General features: G+C 70.5%; 16 protein-coding genes and 1 pseudogene. 6 read left to right on the forward strand and 11 right to left on the reverse strand.

Features of this window, described 5'->3' with window-relative positions; all coding sequences use genetic code 11:
• Positions 1 to 106 precede the first annotated feature (106 nt).
• A complete protein-coding gene (locus AB0M93_RS19005; RefSeq protein WP_364275115.1) occupies positions 107 to 3,181 on the forward strand; it encodes a glycoside hydrolase family 2 TIM barrel-domain containing protein in 3,075 nt (1,024 codons plus the stop codon).
• Between the two features lie 45 nt (positions 3,182 to 3,226).
• Here AB0M93_RS19005 and AB0M93_RS19010 read toward each other — a convergent pair whose 3' ends face one another.
• The gene (locus tag AB0M93_RS19010; protein WP_364275117.1) at positions 3,227 to 4,066 is read right to left on the reverse strand and encodes a hypothetical protein; all 840 of its coding nucleotides are present in this window, start codon (positions 4,064 to 4,066) and stop codon (positions 3,227 to 3,229) included.
• 354 nt (positions 4,067 to 4,420) lie between these two features.
• Between AB0M93_RS19010 and AB0M93_RS19015 the strand changes: the two genes are divergently transcribed.
• Genes AB0M93_RS19015 through AB0M93_RS19025 form a run of 3 tightly spaced genes read left to right on the forward strand, consistent with a single transcriptional unit; the run spans position 4,421 to position 7,694 of the window.
• Complete coding sequence (locus tag AB0M93_RS19015) at positions 4,421 to 6,073, forward strand: AMP-binding protein (protein WP_364275119.1); 1,653 nt, start codon at positions 4,421 to 4,423, stop codon at positions 6,071 to 6,073.
• Positions 6,073 to 7,053, forward strand: a complete 981-nt coding sequence (locus AB0M93_RS19020; protein WP_364275121.1) for a phosphotriesterase-related protein — start codon at positions 6,073 to 6,075, stop codon at positions 7,051 to 7,053. Before AB0M93_RS19015 ends, AB0M93_RS19020 begins: the two co-directional genes overlap by 1 nt.
• A gap of 14 nt (positions 7,054 to 7,067) precedes the next feature.
• A complete protein-coding gene (locus AB0M93_RS19025; protein WP_364275123.1) occupies positions 7,068 to 7,694 on the forward strand; it encodes a TetR/AcrR family transcriptional regulator in 627 nt (208 codons plus the stop codon).
• 150 nt (positions 7,695 to 7,844) lie between these two features.
• On the opposite strand, the gene AB0M93_RS19030 is transcribed toward AB0M93_RS19025, so the two are convergent.
• From AB0M93_RS19030 to fabG, 8 genes are all read right to left on the reverse strand, one after another.
• Positions 7,845 to 8,723 (reverse strand): alpha/beta hydrolase, encoded by an 879-nt coding sequence (locus AB0M93_RS19030; protein ID WP_364275125.1) that lies wholly within the window; start codon positions 8,721 to 8,723, stop codon positions 7,845 to 7,847.
• Between the two features lie 139 nt (positions 8,724 to 8,862).
• Positions 8,863 to 10,356 (reverse strand): hypothetical protein, encoded by a 1,494-nt coding sequence (locus tag AB0M93_RS19035; RefSeq protein WP_364275127.1) that lies wholly within the window; start codon positions 10,354 to 10,356, stop codon positions 8,863 to 8,865.
• Positions 10,357 to 10,460: 104 nt separating this feature from the next.
• A complete protein-coding gene (locus tag AB0M93_RS19040; protein ID WP_364275128.1) occupies positions 10,461 to 11,567 on the reverse strand; it encodes an acyl-CoA dehydrogenase family protein in 1,107 nt (368 codons plus the stop codon).
• Entirely contained in the window at positions 11,564 to 12,748 is a 1,185-nt protein-coding gene (locus AB0M93_RS19045) for an acyl-CoA dehydrogenase family protein (protein ID WP_364275130.1), read from the reverse strand. The genes AB0M93_RS19040 and AB0M93_RS19045 overlap by 4 nt, the downstream gene beginning before the upstream one ends.
• Positions 12,745 to 13,968: an acyl-CoA dehydrogenase family protein gene (locus AB0M93_RS19050; protein ID WP_364275132.1), complete on the reverse strand. Its 1,224-nt coding sequence runs from the start codon at positions 13,966 to 13,968 to the stop codon at positions 12,745 to 12,747. The genes AB0M93_RS19045 and AB0M93_RS19050 overlap by 4 nt, the downstream gene beginning before the upstream one ends.
• Positions 13,969 to 14,994, reverse strand: coding sequence for a phosphotransferase family protein (locus AB0M93_RS19055; RefSeq protein WP_364275134.1), 1,026 nt, complete (start codon positions 14,992 to 14,994; stop codon positions 13,969 to 13,971).
• Between the two features lie 101 nt (positions 14,995 to 15,095).
• Complete coding sequence (locus AB0M93_RS19060; protein WP_364275136.1) at positions 15,096 to 15,548, reverse strand: MaoC family dehydratase; 453 nt, start codon at positions 15,546 to 15,548, stop codon at positions 15,096 to 15,098.
• A gap of 5 nt (positions 15,549 to 15,553) precedes the next feature.
• A complete protein-coding gene (fabG, locus tag AB0M93_RS19065) occupies positions 15,554 to 16,315 on the reverse strand; it encodes a 3-oxoacyl-ACP reductase FabG (protein ID WP_364275138.1) in 762 nt (253 codons plus the stop codon).
• A 491-nt stretch (positions 16,316 to 16,806) separates the two neighbouring features.
• On the opposite strand from fabG, the gene AB0M93_RS19070 reads away from it, so the two are divergent.
• Positions 16,807 to 16,938, forward strand: coding sequence for a hypothetical protein (locus tag AB0M93_RS19070; RefSeq protein ID WP_364275140.1), 132 nt, complete (start codon positions 16,807 to 16,809; stop codon positions 16,936 to 16,938).
• 223 nt (positions 16,939 to 17,161) lie between these two features.
• On the opposite strand, the gene AB0M93_RS19075 is transcribed toward AB0M93_RS19070, so the two are convergent.
• Positions 17,162 to 19,243, reverse strand: a complete 2,082-nt coding sequence (locus AB0M93_RS19075; protein WP_364275177.1) for a tetratricopeptide repeat protein — start codon at positions 19,241 to 19,243, stop codon at positions 17,162 to 17,164.
• A gap of 52 nt (positions 19,244 to 19,295) precedes the next feature.
• Positions 19,296 to 20,039, reverse strand: a complete 744-nt coding sequence (locus AB0M93_RS19080; protein ID WP_364275142.1) for a GAF and ANTAR domain-containing protein — start codon at positions 20,037 to 20,039, stop codon at positions 19,296 to 19,298.
• A gap of 174 nt (positions 20,040 to 20,213) precedes the next feature.
• On the opposite strand from AB0M93_RS19080, the pseudogene AB0M93_RS19085 reads away from it, so the two are divergent.
• Positions 20,214 to 20,380: pseudogene (locus AB0M93_RS19085) on the forward strand (cytochrome b); the annotation flags it as partial.

Genomic DNA, 20,380 nt, shown 5'->3' on the forward strand with positions numbered 1-20,380 from the left:
AAGTCGAGCGCGGAGTTCGAAATCATCGAACCCTTTGATTGTCAGGAAAACTTTGTGCCATAGTGCTTTCCGCCCGCACATCGCCGCGCTGGAAGGGGCTCACCCGATGCCGGAAGCAGAACCGAGCGGTCTCCGCAGGCGGGTCGTCCTCGGCGGGGTCGGTGCCGCCATCACCGTCTCGGCCGTCGCGCCGATCGCCCGGGCCGCCGACGCCGTCGCGCCGCCGGGACCGGCCCGGGAAAGCGATTTCACCACCGGCTGGCGGTTCGTCCTCGCGAACCCCGACGGCGTCACGGACCCCGGCGGCCGCTTCGCCCACGCCCCGGATCCCGCCTTCGACGACTCGGCGTGGCAGGTCGTCGACCTCCCGCACGACTGGAGCATCGAGCTCCCGCCGACCGAGAAGGGCGGCACCAGCAGCGGCTCCGGTTTCTTCCGCGGCGGGCTCGGCTGGTACCGCAAGACGTTCACGCTGCCGCCCTCGGTCGACGGCAAGCGCGTTTCGGTGGAATTCGACGGCGTCTATTCGGACGCCCACGTGTACTTGAACGGCGAACTGCTCGGCAACCACCCGTACGCCTACACCGGGTTCGCCTTCGACCTCACCGGGCGGCTGCACACCGGCGGGCGGCCGAACGTCCTCGCCGTGCGCGCGACGAACCCGCTGCCCAGCAGCCGCTGGTACTCCGGCAGCGGCATCTACCGCCGCGTCCGCCTGGTCGTCACCGAGCCGGTGCACGTGGCCCGGCACGGCACGTTCGTCACCACCCCGGACATCGCCGCCGGCCGGGGCACCGTGCGGGTGGCCACGGACGTCGCGAACGACTCCGGTGCCGCGGTGACGGCGCAGGTGCGCACGACGGTCACCGACCCGGCGGGCCGGGTGGTGGCGAACGGCTCGGCCGGCGTGGCGGTGCCGGCCGGACGGACGGCGACCGCGGTGTCCGGGCTGCAGGTGGAGCGGCCCCAGCTGTGGTCGGTCGGCGCACCCCGGCTGTACCGGCTGCGCACCGACGTCGTGGTGGCCGGGCGCGTGCTCGACACGACCACCACGGACTTCGGCTTCCGCTTCACCGAATTCCACCCGGACAACGGCTTTTCGCTCAACGGCGTGCCGATGAAGCTGCGCGGGGTCAACCTGCACGCGAGCCAGGGTGCGCTCGGCGCGGTGATCGACCCGGCCGCGCTGGAGCACCAGATGCGGCTGATGCTCGCGATGGGCGTCAACGCGCTGCGGACCGCGCACAACCCGCCCGATCCGCAGCTGGTGACGGTCTGCGAACGGCTCGGCATCGTCATGATGGTCGAGGCGTTCGACTGCTGGCGGACCGGCAAGCTCGAGTACGACTACCACCGCGACTTCGACGAGTGGAGCGGCCGCGACATCGCCGAAATGGTGCACGCGGCCAAGAACTCGCCCGCGGTCGTGCTGTGGTCGATCGGCAACGAGGTGCCGGACGCGTCGATGGCGGGTGGCCCGGAGATCGCGGCGGGGCTGATCGCCGCGGTCCGGGCGATCGACAGTACCCGGCCGGTCGTGATGGGCTCGGACCGCTACCGCGGCGTGCCCGCGCCCGGCTCGCCGCAGGACCTGATCCTCAAGCAGCTCGACGGCCTCGGCGTCAACTACAACACCGCCCAGTCGATCGACGGGCTGCACAAGCAGTACCCGGGCAAGTTCTTCTTCGAGTCGGAATCGTCGTCGGAGACCTCGACGCGCGGGGTTTACCAGGACCCCGACCTGCTCAACACCGGCGAGAACCACACGCCGGGCAAGCGGGCGACCTCGTCCTACGACAACAACCTGGCGTCGTGGACGTTCAGCGGCGAGTACTCGCTGAAGAAGGACCGCGACCGGAAGTTCTGCCAGGGCCAGTTCCTCTGGGCCGGGCAGGACTACCTCGGCGAGCCGACGCCGTACGACGTCTTCCCGGTCAAGACGTCCTTCTTCGGCGCGGTCGACAGCGCCGGCCTGCCGAAGGACGCCTTCCACCTGTTCCGCAGCCAGTGGACCACCGCCCCGATGGTGCACCTGACCCCGATGGACTGGACGAACCACCGCCCCGGCGAGCCCGTCGCGGTGTGGGTGTACTCCACTGTGGACACCGTCGAGCTGGTGCTCAACGGGAAGTCGCTGGGCGTCAAGAAGTTCGACCGTAAGACCACTGTGGACGGACGGCCGTACCTGGAGACGGCCGAACCCACCGGTGACGACAAGAACGATCCGTCCGGCAGCTACGTCAGCCCGAACGGCAGCACCGGCAAGCTGCACCTGAGCTGGACCGTGCCGTTCGAGCCCGGCACCCTGACCGCGATCGCCCGGTCCGGCGGCCGCGAGGTGGCCCGCGACCGGCTCGTCACGGCCGGGCCGCCGCGCGCGATCACCCTGGCCGCCGACCATCCCGGCGGGGGCGTGGTTCCCGGGGCGATGACGTTCGTGACGGCGTCCGTCGTGGACGCCGGCGGGGTCGTCGTGCCCGGCGCCGAACCGGTGCTGCGGTTCGGCGTCCGCGGGCCCGGGCGGATCGCCGGGGTGGACAACGGGCGGCAGGAACTCGCCCAGGGCTACCAGCAGCCGGCCATCCCGGCGTTCCACGGCCTGGCCGTCGTCGTCGTCGCGGCGACCGGCGGCCGTGGCCCGATCACCGTGACGGCGAGTTCGCCGGGCCTGGCCCCGGCGAAGCTCACCCTGCCGGGCACGGACCTCGGGCAGCGCAACGGCCCGGGCGCGCGGATGACCGAGGCGGCCGTGGTCCCGGCCGTCCTGGCCGCGGACGCGAGCTACTCCGGCGCCCCGGACACGCTGCCGTCGGCGATGCTGGACGGCAACCCGGCCACCGGCTGGTCGAACTTCTATGTCAAGCCGGCGACGGCGACGCTGAACGCGGTGAGCAGGCCGCGCGCGCGGGACTGGGTTTCCCTGTCGTGGCCGTCGGTCCAGCGGATCACCGCCGTCACGGCGAACTTCGTCGTGGACGGGACGCTGACGCTCCCGGTCGCCGCCGAAGTCGCCTACCGCACGGCCCGGGGTTTCGAGCCGGTGCGGAACCTGCGGATCACGTGGGGGAGCGGGGCGAACGACCCGACGACGTTCGCCTTCGACCCGGTCGGTACGACGGAGGTGCGTGTCACGCTGACCGCACGGGGATTCCTGCGGATCAGCTCCCTGCTGGCGCGTTGACGGCCGCGGGTCCGGCGGGGCGCACCCCCCGCCGGACCCCGGTGGTCACCCGCTACAGGGCGCGAGGGCGTCGAGGCCCTGCGGCTTCGCGGCGTTGCGGCCGATCGCGGTGGCGATCCGGTTGATCGTCGCGACGCGCTTGTCCTCGAGCGGGCCGAGGATCGCGTTCTGCACGAAGTTGGGCCCGCCCTGGCCGACGGTCGTCTGGAGGCGGTTGTTGGCTTCGGCGATCTGGGTGTTGAGCAGGTCGAGGTTCCGCTGGACCTCGGCCTGGGCCTGGGCGGGGATGGCCGGGAGCTTGCTCGCCACGTCCGGGCAGGAGATCTGCCCGACGCCGGTGTTGCCGCTGTTGCCCTGGTTCCCGTTCTGGCCCTTGTCGCCGTTGTTCTGGTTCTGGCCGCCGTTGCCGGTGCCCTGGGCCGGTGCCGGAGCGCCGGCCTGGCCGCCCACCGAGCACGTCGCCAGGCTGTCGAGGCCCTGCGGCTTCTCGGCGCGGCGCCCGATCGAGATGGCGATGCGGTCGATCGTCGACTTCCGCTTATCCGCCAGCGGGCCGAGGATCGCATTCTGGACGAAGTTGGGTCCGCCCTGGCCGACGGTCGTCTGGAGGCGGTTGTTGGCTTCGGCGATCTGGGTGTTCAGCAGGTCGAGGTTGCGTTGCACCTCGGCTTGGGCCTGGGCGGGGATGGCGGGGAGTTTGCTCGCCACGTCGGGACAGCTGATCTGGCCGACCGCCGCCTGACCGCCGGAGGCGGCGTTGGCGGCGCCGGGGTCACCGAAGGTCGTGGCGACCGCCAGCGCGCCGCCCGCGATCGCGAGGGCGAAGACCCCGGTCGCGATCTTCGTCCGCTTGGAGAGGCGGTGTCGTCCACCGGAAGCAGGCATGAATGACTCCGTTTTCGTACGTGAGTTAGCGTGAACATATGGGTTCTCCGCCGTGTTCGGGGGATACGGCGGAGTATTCGGATGGGGCGGACCGATCTGGTCGCCGACGCCATGGTGACCTCTGGGCCAGGGGTTTGTCCAGTGTGATCCGGTCGGAAAAGAAGATCTGAACCATTTCGAACCGGGGCACGTGTACCCCTGTGACGGCGGCATCTGGCCGCGTTGTTTTATGTTGTTGCGGCGCACGGGAATTGTCGTGCGCCATTTCGGCGTGCGCGGCCGGGCTTGACGCGGACCGTCGCGGCCTCCTAGCGTCCACATACCGACCGGTCGGTGTCCAAAGGAGGTCACGGGATGAGCTGGTACGACGCGAAGCCCTGGCTGGCGAGCTACGACGAACGCGTGCGGGCGGCGGAGCCGGCGCCGCCGACGACGTTGCCGGAGACGTTCCGCCGCGCCGTGGACCACGTCCCCGACCGGGCGGCGATCGCCTATTTCGACGCGCGGCTGAGCTACCGCGAAGTCGACGAGCTCTCCGACGGTGTCGCGCGGTACCTGACGGCCCACGGCTTCGCCCGCGGCGACCGGCTGGCCCTCGTGCTGCAGAACATCCCGCAGTTCGTCATCGCGCTGCTGGGCGCGTGGAAGGCCGGCGGGATCGTGGTGCCGGTCAACCCGATGTACCGCGAACGCGAGCTCACGCACGTGTTCACCGACGCCGGCGTGAAGGCGGTCGTCTGCTCGCAGCGCGGCTGGAACGCCTACATCGGCGAGACGGCGGCCGCCAACGGGGTCGGCCTCGCGCTCACCACGAGCGAACTCGAGTTCCAGACCCGCGACGACGAGCGCGTCCTGGCCAAGGTCGAGCGGGAAGCGACGCCGGGCGCGACCGAGCTGCTCGAAGCCGCGGCCACCCCGGGCCCGAAGCCGCCGGAACCCGCGTTCGCGCTCGACGACACCGCCCTGATCAGCTACACCTCCGGCACCAGCGGCACGCCGAAGGGTGCCACCAACACCCACGGCAACATCGGCATCAACGCCGCGGGCCTCGGCTCCTTCAGCGGCCTGCCCGCGGGCTCGACGCTGTTCGGGCTCGCGCCGCTGTTCCACATCACCGGCATGGTCTGCGAACTCGGCTCCGCGATCGACATCGAAGGCACGCTGGCCCTGGCCTACCGCTTCGAGCCGGGTGTCGTCCTCGACGCGTTCCTGGAGCACAAGCCGTCGTACACGGTCGGGCCGTCGACGGCCTACATGGCGCTGATGGCCCACCCGTCCTTCAGCCGCGAGCACTTCGCTTCGTTCGCGCTGCTGTACTCCGGCGGGGCCGCGCTGCCGCCCGCCGTCGTCGAGGCGTTCCGCGCGAAGACCGGCCACTACATCCACAACGGCTACGGCCTCACCGAAACCACGGCCGGGTGCGTCGTCGTCCCCGGCACCCTCGAGGCACCGATCGACCCGGAGTCGGGCACGATCTCGATCGGCCTGCCGGTCCCGGACACGATCGTCCGGATCCTCGGCGAGAACGGCGAAGAGCTGCCACCGGGCCGGCCCGGCGAGATCGCCGTCGAGGGCCCGATGGTCGTGTCGGGCTACTGGAACCGCCCGGACGCCACCGCCGAGGCCCTGCCCGGCGGGCGGCTGCTCACCGGCGACATCGGGTTCATGGACGAACGCGGCTGGGTCTACGTCGTCGACCGCAAGAAGGACATGATCAACGCGTCCGGCTTCAAGGTCTGGCCGCGTGAGGTCGAAGACGTCCTGTACACGCACCCGGCGGTGCGCGAGGCGGCCGTCGTCGGGATCGCCGACGAATACCGCGGCGAGACGGTCAAGGCGTACGTCAGCCCGGCGCCCGGCGCGAACGCCGATCCCGCGGAACTGGTCGCCTGGTGCAAGGAGCGGCTCGCGGCGTACAAGTACCCGCGCACCATCGAAGTCCTCGACGAGCTGCCGAAGACGACCAGCGGCAAGATCCTGCGCCGCGAGCTGCGGGCGAGGGGCTGATGATCGAAACGGTCCGCGGCGCGATCGCGCCGGAAGCGCTGGGCCGGGTGCTGATGCACGAGCACCTCTTCGTGCTCAGTCCCGAATTCGCCGAGAACTACCCCGAACACGAAGGGTTCCGCGAAGAGGAGCACGTCCCGGAGGCGATCCGGCGGCTCAAGGAGCTGAAGGAAGCCGGGATCGACACGATCGTCGACCCGACGGTGATCGGCCTCGGCCGCTACATCCCGCGCGTGCAGCGGGTGGCCGCCGAGGTCGACGTCAACATCGTCGTCGCGACCGGGCTCTACACCTACAACGACGTGCCGCACTACCTGCACTTCCGCGGGCCCGGCACGCTGCTGCAGGGCGATGACCCGCTGGTCGGGATGTTCGTCGGGGACCTGCGCGAGGGCATCGCGGGCACCGGCGTCAAGGCCGGCCTGCTCAAGTGCGCGACCGACGAACCGGGCGTGACGCCGGGCGTCGAGCGCGTGCTGCGGGCGGTGGCGAAGGCGCACGTCGAGACGGGCGCGCCGATCATGACGCACACGCACGCGGGCACGCGGCGCGGGCTGGAGCAGCAGGAGGTGTTCGCGGCCGAAGGCGTCGACCTGACCCGCGTGCTCATCGGGCACTCGGGCGACTCGACGGACCTGGACTACCTCACGGAGCTGGCCGACCGCGGCTCGCTGCTGGGGATGGACCGGTTCGGCCTGGACCTGCTGCTGCCGTTCGAAGAGCGGGTGGACACGGTGGCGGCGCTGTGCGAACGCGGCTACGCGGGCAGCATGGTGCTTTCGCACGACGCGTCCTGCTACATCGACTGGCTGCCGTCGGCGCAGCTGCCCTCGATCGCGCCGAACTGGCACTACCTGCACATCACCCGGGACGTGCTGCCGGCGCTGCGGGAACGCGGGGTGTCCGAAGCGGACATCACGACGATGCTGGTGGACAACCCGCGGCGGTTCCTGTCGTGGCGTTATCCTGGTGCGTCCTGAGAGGGGGTACTGCGGTGACCCGAGCAAGCACCCGCAAGCCGGGCGAGGCCACCGGCGACGACCAGGCCGCCGTCCCGCGGCGGCTGCTGGAGCACGCGACGAAGCTGTTCGCGAAGAAGGGCTTCGACCGCACCTCGGTCCAGGAGATCGTCGAGGCGGCGGGCGTCACCAAGGGCGCGATGTACCACTACTTCGGCTCGAAGGACGACCTGCTCTACGAGATCTACGCACGGGTGCTCCGGGAGCAGACGCGCCAGCTGGAGAGCGTGGCCTCGTCGGACGCACCGTTGCGCGAGCGCCTCGCGGCGGCGGCGTCCGACGTGGTGGTGTCGAGCATCGACAACCTGGACGACAACACGATCTTCCTCCAGTCGATGCACCAGCTGTCCCCGGACAAGCAAAAGGCGGTCCGCGCAGAGCGGCGCAAGTACCACGAGCGCTTCCGCGGCCTGATCGAGGAGGGCCAGCGCTCGGGCGAGTTCCGCACGGACAAGCCGGCCGACGTGGTGGTGGACTTCTTCTTCGGGTCCGTGCACCACCTGGGGTCGTGGTACCGGCGGAGCGGCTCGTTGACGGCGCGGCAGATCGGCGACCACTACGCGGACCTGCTCCTGGACGCCCTGCGGCCGCCGGTGGCCTAGTGCGTGCGCGACCTGAGCAGCCCAAGTCACCGTCCGCCGTGGCTGGGCTCGTGAGTGGTAAGGCGAGTTAGAACTCGCTTCACCACTCACGACAAGCCGCGGCAGACCGGCTTACGGGACTGTCCTGGACGCCCTGCGGCCGCCCGTGGGCTAGTGCTGCCGGATGTGGTCGAGCAGCAGGGCGCTCACCTCGTCCGGTGCCTCCATCGCCATCCACTGGCTCGCGCCCTCGACGATCTGGAAGCGGTACTCCGCGTCGATGTGGTGGACCGTCAGCTCCGCCGCGCTCTGGCTCAGGTACGGGTCCTCGCGGCCCCACAGGTACAGCGTCGGGACCTTGATGCGGCCCGCCGGGATGTCGAACGCGTCGTTCGTCGCTCCGCGGTACCAATTCAACGTCGCCGTCAATGCGCCCGGTTCGGAAAGGCGCTCGACCGTTCGCTCGACGACCGTGCGGGGAATGCGGCGGTTGTAGACAGCCCGTAATTGCGCGGCTTCGTCGCGTAAGAGGTATTTCTCGGCTTTGCCGGCCTCGCGGCGGAAGAAGCGGATGTAGCCCAGGTCGTGGAACTGGCCGTCGTCCGTGGCCGCCGCCTGCCGGAGGGCCGCCGGGTGCGGGGTCGAGAGCACCGTCAGGGACCGGAGGCGGTCCGGGTGCGCCGCGGCGAACACCCACGCGACCATGCCGCCCCAGTCACGGGCGATCAGGTGGAAGCGGTCCGCGCCCTGGCTTTCGGCGAACGCCAGGACGTCGCCGACCAGGAGATCCAGGGTGTAGTGCTCGACGCCCTCCGGGCGCGCGCCCGCCGCGTAGCCGCGTTGGTCGACCGCCAGTGCGCGGTAGCCCGCCTCGCCGAGGGCGTGCAGCTGCTCGGTCCAGGACTCCGCGAACTCGGGCCAGCCGTGCAGCAGCAGGACGAGCTCGCCCGACGCCGGGCCGGCCGCGAGGGCGGTGTGGTGGTGGCCGCCGACGGCGATGGTCAATTCTTCCAGCGCGGCGGCGTCCGCCGGGGCGACGGCTGACTCCATGGCGCACAGGCTAGATCCGCACCGCCCGGGAGAACCATGGGGATAAGGGCACGGTTCCCACACTTTTGCGCTCGAAGTGGCCTGGCTCACAGAATTCTCGCTCAGATGAGCGAAAATTCCCCCGGAAACTGAAGTTTCTTCATGAAGAACCCAGCCGCCGGAGGTCCACCACGGCCTTGTCGACCGTGAAGACGTCGGCCGGGCGCCGGTTCCCGGCGAGCAGTGACACGTAACAGCCGTAGTCGATCGCATACCCGTCGTACAGGCGGCCCGGGCGCCGCGGGTCGACCACACCACGCCGGAGGATGTGCAGCAGCCGCGCGTCGCACAGCGTGTCGATCGCGGCAGGGCGGTCCCGCGCGGGCAGCAGGAACGTGCGGCAGCGGCGCCGGCCCACCACCTCGTCGACCAGCAGGCCCAGCACCCGGTCGGCGTCGTCGTCCCGGCTGATCACCGACTGCTTGTCCCGCAGGTACCAGTCCCGCGCCGCCCGGCGGACGTGCGCCAGCGTGATCTTCTCGTCGTGGGCGTGCTGGGCGGCCAGCGCCGCGATGTTGATCGCGTCGCGCGGGACGCCCTCGGCGGCCCGGACGAGCTCGGGGAACGCGCCGCCGTGGAAGGCGGCGTCGACGAACTCGCCCGGCACCGACGTCCGCAGCATCGAGGCCAGGATCGGCCGGACGTGGTTGCCGAAGAGCTCCCGGAAGAACGCCTGGGCCGCTTCCGGCGACTGGCCGAACACCAGGGCGTCGTCGAGGCTGACCGCGGAGGCCGCGTCCGAGCCGACCTCGATGCCCAGGTAGTCGTCGTCGAGCGGGACGGCGAACCGGGCGCGGTGCTCGATCGCGGCGATCTTCACCGTGATCCCCCGGACGGGCAGGACGCTGCGGCGCAGCAGGTCCGCCAGGAACGGCTGCAGGTCGAGCGGCACGCTGCTCCACTCGTCGAGCAGCAGCCACAACCGGGCGGGCCGGACGCCGTCCGCCACGGTCTGCACGGCCCGGCTCAGCGGGCCGAACAGCACGCGGTGCTGCTCGACGCCGGTGCGCCGGCGGCGGCTCGACGCCGTCGCCGACGTCCGGTGCCGCGCGCCGGCTTTGGCGCCGACGTCCGGGGCGATGGACAATTCCGCCGAGCATTCCCGTTCCACGGCGTCGCCGAAAGTCTGCTCCTGTTCGGTTTCGCCGATGACTTCCACTTCGGTGGCGGCGGCGACCAGCGCGTCGAGACCGCGCAGAAGGGTGTCCTGATCCGGGGAACTGCCCTCGACGGCGAAGGCGAAAAGCCGGTCGTGGACGGCTTCGAGGGTGTCGACCAGCAATTGCGTGCCGCGCTGGGCCGGGCTCAGCGCGGTGTTGGCGTACAGGCCGCCGGTGGACCCGATCGTCCGCAGGTCCAGGTGGATCGCGAGGTCACCGGTGCCCTCGGCGAGTTCCTGCAGGTGCAGCAACGCGTGCGTCTTGCCGGTGCCGCGGCGGCCGAAAAGGATCTGGTGATCGGCCGAATTGATCATCGCGGAAAACGAGCCGGCGGCGACGTAGGTCGCGGCCAGTGTCGACCGGTCGGCGCTTTCCGCCCGCCGGGGAATGCGCATCAGTGCCTGGTTGAGGTGCAGCTGGATGGCCTGGGCCATGAGGGCCAGCGTACGGCAGCCGTCGTGCCGTCCGGCACGGCCGAATGTGTTGCAGAATGCGGAAACGGCCCGTCCCCGGCCGGGGACGGGCCGTTTCCGGGAAATCAGGCGGGCAGGTCGACCAGCTCCGCCAGCCGGGCGCGGTGCCGGCCCGGGGTGCCGAGCGCGATCTCGTCCGCCTTCGCCCGCTTCAGGTACAGGTGCGCCGGGTGCTCCCACGTCATCCCGATGCCGCCGTGCAGCTGGACGGCCTCCTCGGTCGCGTGGACGGCGATCGGCGCGTTGCGGGCCTGCGCGACCGCCACCGCGATCGGCACGTCGGTGCCGGTGGCCAGCGCGTCCGCCGCGTTGCGGGCCGCCGCGCGGGCGAGCACCAGGTCCGTGTACAGGTTCGCCAGCCGGTGCTTGAGCGACTGGAACCCGCCGACCGGGCGCCCGAACTGGTACCGGCCCTTCAGGTAGCGCACGGTCTCGGTGAGCGCCCACTCGGCGACGCCGGTCTGCTCCGAGGCCAGGATGCCGGCCCCGAACAGCAGGGCGTTTTCCAGCGCCGAAGCCGCTTCCGGGCCCGAGGCGACCAGCGTGGCCGGCGCGTTGTCCAGCGACACGTCGGCCACGCGCCGCGTGAGGTCGAACGACACCAGCTCCGACACCGTCGCCGCCGAAGCCTCGACCACGTACAGCGCGGGCCCGTCCGGGCCGGCGGCCGGGACGACCAGCAGGTCCGCCACCGACGCGTCGGCGACCGTGCCCACCCGGCCGGAGAGCGTGCCGTCCGGGGACGCCGTCACCGACGACGGGAAGCCCGCGCCCGGCGCCGTCGACAGCGGCACGGCCAGCGCGCCGATCGCCTGCCCGGCCGCGAGCCGGCCGACGAAGTCACGCGCGCCGGCGTGCACCAGCGCCGTCGTCGCCAGCACGACGCTGCCGAGGAACGGCACCGGCGCGACGCAGCGGCCCAGTTCCTCGGCCACGACGGCGACCTCGCGAGCCGAAGCGCCGTGGCCGCCCAGCTCCTCCGGCACCGCCAGCCCGGCCACGCCGACCTCGTCGGCCAGCGTGCGCCACAGCTTCAGGTCGTACGGCTCGGCCGTTTCCACCCGCGCCAGCAGCGCCTCGGCGCCGGCCTTGTCCGCGAGCAGGTCCCGGACCGAAGCCCGCAGGTCCTCTTCGACGTCTGAATACAGCAAGTCGGGCGGTGTTTGACTCATCGGGGGAGGTCCTTCCAGGCGACGTCCTTGTCGACGCGCGGCTCCGAGGGCAGCCCCAGCACGCGCTCGGCGATGATGTTGCGCAGGACCTCCGAGGTGCCGCCCTCGATGGAGTTGCCCTTCGCGCGCAGGTAGCGGTAACCGGCTTCGCGGCCGGTGAAGTCGACGATCGCCGGGCGCCGGAACGTCCAGTCGTCGTAGGCGAGGCCCTCTTCGCCGAGCAGCTCGACCTCCAGGCCGGTGAGCGCCTGGTTGAGCTCGGAGAAGGCGACCTTCATGGCCGAACCCTCCGGCCCGGGCGCGCCGACGGCGAGCTGCTGGCGCAGCCGGGTGCCGGCCAGCCGCAGCGTTTCCGCCTCGACCCAGCGCTGGACGAGCCGGTCGCGCAACTCCGGCGTGCGCAGCTCGGGCCGCTCGCGCCAGGTCTTCGCGACGATCCCGATCAGGCCGCCTTCGCGCGGCTGGACGTGCCCGCCGATCGCGACGCGCTCGTTCATCAGCGTCGTCTGCGCGACCTTCCAGCCCTCGCCGACCGCGCCGAGGCGCTGGGTGTCCGGAATCCGGACGTCGGTGAGGAACACCTCGTTGAACTCGGCCTCGCCGGTGATCTGGCGCAGCGGCCGGACCTCGACGCCGGGCGCGGTCATGTCGCACAGGAAGTACGTCATGCCCTGGTGCTTCGGCACGTCCGGGTCGGTGCGGGTGACCAGGATCGCCCACTGCGACTCGTGCGCGCCCGACGTCCACACCTTCTGGCCGGTGACGATCCAGTCGTCGCCGTCGCGCACCGCGCGCGTCCCGAGGGCGGCGAGGTCGGAGCCGGCGCCGGGTTCGGAGAACAGCTGGCACCACACCTCCTCACCGGTCCACAGTGGACGCAGGAAGCGCTCGCGCTGCTCCGGCGTGCCGAAGGCGAGGATGGTCGGCGCGGCCATGCCGAGGCCGATGCCGATCCGGCGCGGGTTGTTGTCCGGCGCGCCCGCCGCCGTGAACACCTCGTCCACAACGGACTGCAGCGCACGCGGCGCGTTCTGCCCGCCGAGCCCGGCGGGGAAGTGGATCCAGGCGAGCCCGGCGTCGAACCGGGCGCGCAGGAAGTCCATGCGGTCGGTCGACGCGGGGTCGTGCGACGCCAGGAACTCGGTCGCCTGGCGGGTCAGGTCTTCGGCGGTGACAGTCACTTCGCGCCCTCCGAGAGGTACTTCTTCAGTTCGCGCCGGGCCAGCGAGCGCTTGTGGACCTCGTCCGGCCCGTCGGCCAGGCGCAGCGTGCGGTTCCCGGCCCACATGGCGGCCAGCGGGAAGTCCTGGCTGACGCCGCCCGCGCCGTGCACCTGCACGGCCTTGTCGAGGATCCACTCGACGGTGATCGGGGTGGAGATCTTGATCGCCTGGATCTCGGTGTGCGCGCCCTGGTTGCCGACGGTGTCCATCAGCCACGCGGTCTTGAGCACCAGCAGCCGCTGCTGCTCGATCTTGACTCGCGATTCGGCGATCCAGTCCTGCACGACGCCCTGCTGCGCGATCGGCTTGCCGAACGCCTCGCGGGAGATCGCGCGGCGGCACATGAGCTCCAGTGCCCGCTCGGCCATCCCGATGGCACGCATGCAGTGGTGGATGCGGCCCGGGCCGAGCCGGGCCTGGGCGATGGCGAACCCGTCGCCCTCGCCGGCGATGAGGTTTTCGACCGGCACGCGGACGTCTTCGAAGATCACTTCGGCGTGGCCGCCGTGGTCGCTGTCGTCGTAGCCGAAGACGTGCATGCCCCGCTTGACCGTAACGCCCGGCGTGTCGCGGGGGACCAGGATCATGCTCTGCTGCTTGTGCGGCGCGGCTTCCGGATCGGTCTTGCCCATCACGATGAAGATCTTGCACGCCGGGTTCATCGCGCCGGAGATGTACCACTTGCGGCCGTTGACGACGTACTCGTCGCCGTCGCGCCGGATCGCGGTCTCGATGTTGCGGGCGTCGGAGGAGGCGACGTCCGGCTCGGTCATCGCGAAGGCGGAGCGGATTTCGCCGTTGAGCAACGGTTCCAGCCACTGCTTCTGCTGCTGTTCGTTGCCGAACATGGCCAGCACTTCCATGTTCCCGGTGTCCGGCGCGGCGCAGTTGAGCGCGGTCGGCGCGAGCCGGATGCTGCGGCCGGTGATCTCCGCCAGCGGCGCGTACTGCAGGTTCGTCAGGCCCGCGCCGTGGTCGCCGGGGAGGAAGAAGTTCCACAGCCCGCGCTTGCGGGCCTCGGCCTTGAGCTCCTCGACGACCGGCGGGATGGCCCACGGGTCGTCGCGTTCGGCGAGCTGCTGCTCGAACACCGGCTCGGCGGGGTAGACGTGGGAATCCATGAACTCGAGCAGCTGCCCGCGCAGCTGTTCGGTCTTCTCGTCGAACGCGAAGTCCATTTACTTCTCCTCTTTGAGAATCTCGTTGCCGTGCGCGACGAGCGGCGCGACCCCGGCCCCGACGCCTTCGAAACCCGCCCCGACCGTCTGGCCCTTGCTGAAGCGGTAGTAGATGCCTTCCAGGATCACGGCCAGCTTGAAGAACGCGAAGCTGACGTACCAGTTCAGCTGCGAGACGTCCCGTCCGGACAGCTCGGCGTAGCGGGCGACGACCTCGTCGGTGCGCGGGTAGCCGGGTGCCGAGCTGGCGTTGGAGACGAACGGCAGCGAAACCTTGTCGCGCTCGGCGTAGGCCACCAGCAGCGCGAGGTCGGTCAGCGGGTCGCCCAGCGTCGACATCTCCCAGTCGAGCACCGCGGAGATGTTGTCTTCGCGGTCGACCAGCACGTTGTCGAGCCGGTAGTCGCCGTGGACGATCGACGGCGTCCCGGACACCGGCACCGCCGCGGCGAGCCGGTCGTGCAGTTCCTCGATGCCCGGCAGGTCACGGCTGCGGGAGGCGTCGAGCTGCTTCTTCCACCGCCGCAGCTGCCGCTCCAAGAAGCCCTCGGGCCGGCCGAAGTCGCCCAGCCCGACCGCGGCCGGGTCGACGGCGTGCAGGTCGACGAGCGTGCCGACCAGCGCGTCGGCCATCGCCCGGGTGCGGTCCGGGCCGAGCTGCGCGAGCTGGTCCGCGGTCCGGTACGGCGTGCCCTCGACGAAGCTCATCACGTAGAACGGCGCCCCGACGACGTCGGTGTCCTCGCACAGCAGCAGCGCTTCGGGCACCGGCACGGCGGTGTCGCGCAGGCCGGAGATCACCCGGAACTCGCGGCCCATGTCGTGCGCGGTGGGCAGCACGTGCCCGAGCGGCGGCCGGCGGACCACCCAGCGCGACCGGCCGTCACCCACCACGTAGGTGAGGTTCGACCGGCCGCCCTCCACGACGTCCGCGGTCAGCTCCCCGGCGACCAGCCCGGGCCGCCGCGCGTCCAGGTGGGCGCGCAAGCGGGCCAGGTCGAGACCCGGCGGGTCGGTGCGGCTCATCGTGCCTCCTCACACTCTTTCCGAAAAGCATACCGACTGGTCGGTATGCAGTACAGCGGGATCGGGAGGGCACTTTCACGTGAAAGTGCCCTCCGGCGACGTCACGCCAGGAACCGGGTGACCCACTCGGCGACGCAAGCGGGCTTCGCTTCGCCGTCGATCTCGACCGTCCACTTCGACACCGCCTGCTTGCCGCCCGGGATGTCGGTGATCTCGACCAGCTCCGCGCCGGCCCGCACCTTCGAGCCGACCTTCACCGGCTGCGGGAAGCGGACCTTGTTGAGGCCGTAGTTGATCCCCATCCGGATGCCGTTGACCCGGTAGATCTTCGGGCCGAACGCCGACAGCAGCGACAGCGTCAGGAAGCCGTGGGCGATGGTGCCGCCGAACGGGCCCGCGGTCGCCATCGGCTCGTCGACGTGGATCCACTGGTGGTCGTCGGTGGCGTCGGCGAACTGGTTCACCCGGTCCTGGGTGATCTTCAGCCACTCGCTGTAGCCGAGGTGCTCGCCGGCCGCGGCGGCGAACTCGTCGAGGTTCTGGAATTCCCGCATCGGTCTCAGTCCTTCGGTCCGCCGGCGACGTAGATGACCTGGCCCGAGACGAACCCGGCACCCTCGCTGACCAGGAACGACGCCAGGTTCGCGATGTCCTCGGGCGTGCCGACGCGCTGCACGGGGATCTGCGACGCGGCGGCGGCCTTGAAGTCCTCGAAGCTCATGCCGATCCGTTCGGCGGTCGCCGCGGTCATGTCGGTGGCGATGAAGCCCGGCGCGATGGCGTTGGCCGTGACGTTGAACTTGCCCAGCTCGATGGCGAGGGTCTTGGTGAACCCCTGCATGCCGGCCTTCGCGGCGGAGTAGTTGACCTGGCCGCGGTTGCCCAGCGCAGAGGTGCTGGAGAGGTTGACGATCCGGCCGTACTTCTCCTGCGTCATGTACTTCTGCACCGCGCGGGTCATCAGGAAGGACCCCTTGAGGTGCACGCCGAGCACGGAGTCCCAGTCCTGCTCGGTCATCTTGAAGATCAGGTTGTCCCGGGTGATACCGGCGTTGTTGATGAGCACAACGGGCGGCCCGAGCTCATCGGCGACCCGCGTGACGGCCGCTTCGACCTGCTCGGCGTCACTGACGTCGAGGGCAACGCCGACGGCCCTGCCGCCCTTGGCCACGATCGCCTCGGCGCCCTGCTTGACACCGGCCTCGTCCAGGTCGAGCAGCCCGACGGCAAAGCCGTCAGCGGCCAGCCGCGCGGCAACGGCGGCACCGATGCCACGGCCGGCACCGGTGACCACGGCGACACGGGAAGGGGAATCGGTCACGGGGGACCTCCTCGTCGTTGAGTAACGGGCTCGTGCCCGCGAGCCTACTAAGCGGTTGGTCACATGACGATACGCGAGATCGGCTTCCGGATGGGCGACACCGCGCGCAGGATCATAGCCGTGGTCGGAGGCGGGAACCGGACTGCTCCGCTTGGGGGAACCGCGATCAGGTAGCCGCTCCACCACGGCCTTGACTCGCCTGAGCAGACTCGTGTAACGGCCCTGGCAGGCCCTCGCCGGTGTCCTCACCGCCGGAATCGGCACCCGCGAAACGCGGCAGCGTCCGTTGGGTGACCCGCAATGGGAACGCCAATACCGTTCCCCGAGAACAAGGGAGCGCGTGGCCGGCAATCCGACCATGTGTGACACCGAGTCGGTCAAGCCCGCCCGCGCCGGCGGTATCACCTATGTCGACATGGTGTTCGCGCGACGCGATCTGAACGAGCCGGAGCATTGGCGCTACGAGGACCGCGCGGACCCGGGAACCGAAAGTGCGCAGGAGGAACTGGGAGGCGGCGCGGCTCGACTGGTATGGCGAGCAATTCGAGTTGCGCTGGCTGGACAACGACAAAGCGACCGGAGTTTTCCGCGAGGTGTTCCACGACGGTGCCGAACAGGCGTAGGAGAGACCGGCCGGGCGGCGTTTGCGTGCGTGTCGCGGACACGGCGTCGTGAGCCGCACTCGAAAGCCAAGGTGCGCTAGCCGGCCCACTGCCCCTTCTTGGGCCGGGTGAACCACTCCGCAGCGTGGCCCGCCAGGTCCTCGGTCGATGACCGTTCGCCGGGAAGACCAGGCCGTCGGGCCCCGTCCGCGACGCGAGCGGCTGTTCGGCGACGTCGCCCGCTTCAGATCAGCCGCGCCAGCTGGGCCCGAAGGGCGGGGCCCTCCGCGTGGCCGAGCTGCTCGAGGATCGCCAAGGCTTGACGCAGCGCCGCTTGCTCTGCTTCGTCATTGCCCGTGGTGCGGTGGACAGCGGCGACGTGGCGCAGTGTGGTCGCCTGCGTGTAGAAGTTGCGGTGCTGCTCGCGGATGTGCAGTGCCTCGAGGTAGCAGGCCAATGCTTGCTCCGGGTCACCGGCACCCAGGTAGGCGCTGCCCAGGCAGCCCAGCGTGTGGGCCAAGCCGTCCGGGTCCGTGTCGAGGTTGCGGAACAGGTCGAGGGCCTGGCGGCTGTAGTCCAGGGCCTCGGCGTGGCGTCCCGCCTCGATCAGGCACCACCCGATGTTGTTCAGTGCTTTGGCTTCCCAGACTTCGGCGCCGCTCTCGCGGGCGAGCGTCAGTGCCTGTGTCGTGCGGTCGAGAGCACGCGAGGTGTCGCCGGCGCAAACGTCGAGGTAGCCGAGTGCGTAGTTCGTGTGCGCCTGGCCGGTGATGTCGTCTCCGAAGAGTTCGAGCGCGCGGCTGAGGTGGTCGCGGGCTTCGCCGAGTTCGTCCCGGCGGCAGAGCGCGCGGGCGAGCAGACGGTGGGCGTAGGCCTGGCTGTTGGCGTCGGCGACTTGTTGCGCCGCCGCGAGTCCGGCGCGCTGGGTGCTGACGAAGTCGCGCCAATGCCCGTGCCGGTCGAGATGGGTGACGAGCGAGCGAGCCAGCCGCCAGGTGTGGCTGCTGGACCATGCCGGGTCTTCGACCAGGGCGACGAGAACGGCGTGTTCGGCGGCGAACCATGCGGCAGCTTGTCCGGCGTCGGTGAACGTTTCGGGGCATGTCCCGGGCTGCGGTGGCTCGAGCGTGAACGGCTCCCAGGGCGAGCCCAGGTGACCGTCGGCGGCGACGCAGGTGTGCAGGTAGTGGTCCAGCATGCGGAGTACGGCCGCGTCCCGCGGGTGATCCTGGGCGTGGTGCTGTGCGTACAGCCGGGTCAGGTCGTGGAAGCCGTACCGGCCGCCGGGACGGTTTTCGAGAAGGTGGACGTGGGTCAGCTCGTCGAGCAGCCGGTCCGCCTTTTCCGCGGCGATCGAGGTTGCCGCGGCCGCGCTGAAGTCGGGGCCCGGATGCAGGCTCAGCAGCCGGAACAACGCCGCGGCGGCAGGGCTGAGCGCTTGGTAGGACCAGGAGAACACGGTGCTGATGTTCACGTCGGTTTCGCCGGAGTCGATGGTTTCCAGCCGGGCGTCACGCAGTCGCCGGGCGAGCGTGTGCAGCTGCAGGTCCGGCCGGTCGGCGAGCCGGGCTCCCAGGATGGTCAAGGCGAGGGGCATCCGTGCGCACAGCTCGACCAGTCCTTCTGCCGCGCCGGGTTCCGCCGTCACTCGATCGGTTCCGGCGAGGGCTCCCAGCAATGTCGCACACTCGTCGATCTGCAAGCTGTCCATCTTGATCGGGCGGGCGCCGGCTTGCCCCACGAGACCGGTCAGCCGCTGCCTGCTGGTGACGATGACGTAGCAGGCCCCGCTGCCCGGAAGCAGGTGTCGCACCTGGTCGCTGTCTCGCGCGTTGTCGAGGACGATCAGCATGCGGCGTCCGGCCAGCATGCTGCGGTACAGAGCGGCCTGGGCGTCCAGGTCGAGAAAGGGCGTGTCGCGCGGCGCGCCCAGTGCGTGCAGAAAGCCCCACAGCGCCTCCCCGGGCTGCATCGCCGCGGCGGGGGAGAAACCGCGTAGGTTGGCATAGAGCTGGCCGTCGGGAAACCGGTCGGTGTGCTGCCGGGCCCAGTGGATGGCGAGGGCCGACTTGCCGATCCCGGCCATGCCCTCGACCGTCGAAATCGCCACCGGCTCCGGACTCGCCACGGCCTCGTCGAGATAGGTGGTCAAGGCGGCCAATTGCCTTCGGCGGCCGACGAAATGCCGCACGGTACCGGGCAGTTGCCGAGGCACGCTTCGAGGCGAAGCGGAGTGCAAATGGACGTCGCCATGGATTTCCGCGGTCTGCAGGACGTGGCCGGTGGTTGTCCCTGTGACGATGTTGTGCGGCTCGTCTCGGCTCACAGCCGGCAACGGTATCGCAAAAGCGGGAAATCACGGCCGGCCCGGGACGCGGTCAGCTGGAAGCGGCGAGTACCTGGGCGATGAACTGCTCGGCCACCTCGCGCAGCTTGACGTTCTGGTTCTGTGATTGTTTGACCAGCAGGTCGAAGGCTTCGTCGGCCGGGACGTGGTGCAGGACCATCAGGATGCCCTTGGCCTGGTCGATGACGGCCCGCGAGGTCAGCGCGGTGCGCAGCTGCGCGACGGTTTCCTGCGCGGTCTGGTAGCGGCGGGCACCGCGCAGAGCGGCTTCGGCGGCGGTGTAGAGCTCCAGCAGCGCGGCGTCGAGGGCGCCGAATCCGCCGCCGGCCGTGCTGTAGAGGTTGAGCGAGCCCTGGTATTCGCGGTCGATGAACAGGGGAGCCGAGAGGTAGCTGGCGACGGCGTCCTTGCCGGCGGCCGCAGCGAACGCGGGCCATCGCTGGGCGGCTTCGGCCACGTCGACGCGCTGCAGTTCACCCGTGTGGGCGGCTTCGAGGCACGGGCCTTGGCCGGCGTCGTACTGGGCTCGGTCGATGCGCAACGCGCTCTCGCCGGTGGCGGTCGCCGTGTAGGGTGCGCCGGCGCGCAAGAGGGTGACGCTGGCCATCTCGGTGTCCGGCACCGCCGACACCACCTGCCGGGAGACCCGCTGCAGCAGCACGGCCAGGTCTTCTTCCTGCTCGAGCGCGATCGTCAGGCGCTCCAGCGCCCCGGTGACCTCATCGACTCGCTGCACGGCCTCCGGCTCGCCGAACTGGTCCGGTTTCACACCCATCGCTTGCCTTCCTGCGGATCAACCCGTCGGTGCGCCCAGCGTAACCACGAGTCACTTGCGCCCAGCGCCCGAACGGCGATTCATACGCGATGCAAATGACGACCTGTCGTTGCAGGATCGATCTGCCGGTGTCACGGTCGGGGAGCGGGGACGACCGGGAGGAGCGGGGCGCCGATGAGTTCACTCACCACGCCGACGAAGGGGCCGAGTGCGCCCGCGCGGCACCTGGGCGAGGCCGCGAACAACGCCGACCAGCGGTATCAGCTGGCCAAGGGTCTGCGGCACCAGATGAACAAGGTGTTCCCGACCCACTGGTCGTTCCTGCTGGGCGAGATCGCGCT

The organism is Amycolatopsis sp. NPDC051102, assembly GCF_040682815.1.
Classification (GTDB): domain Bacteria; phylum Actinomycetota; class Actinomycetes; order Mycobacteriales; family Pseudonocardiaceae; genus Amycolatopsis.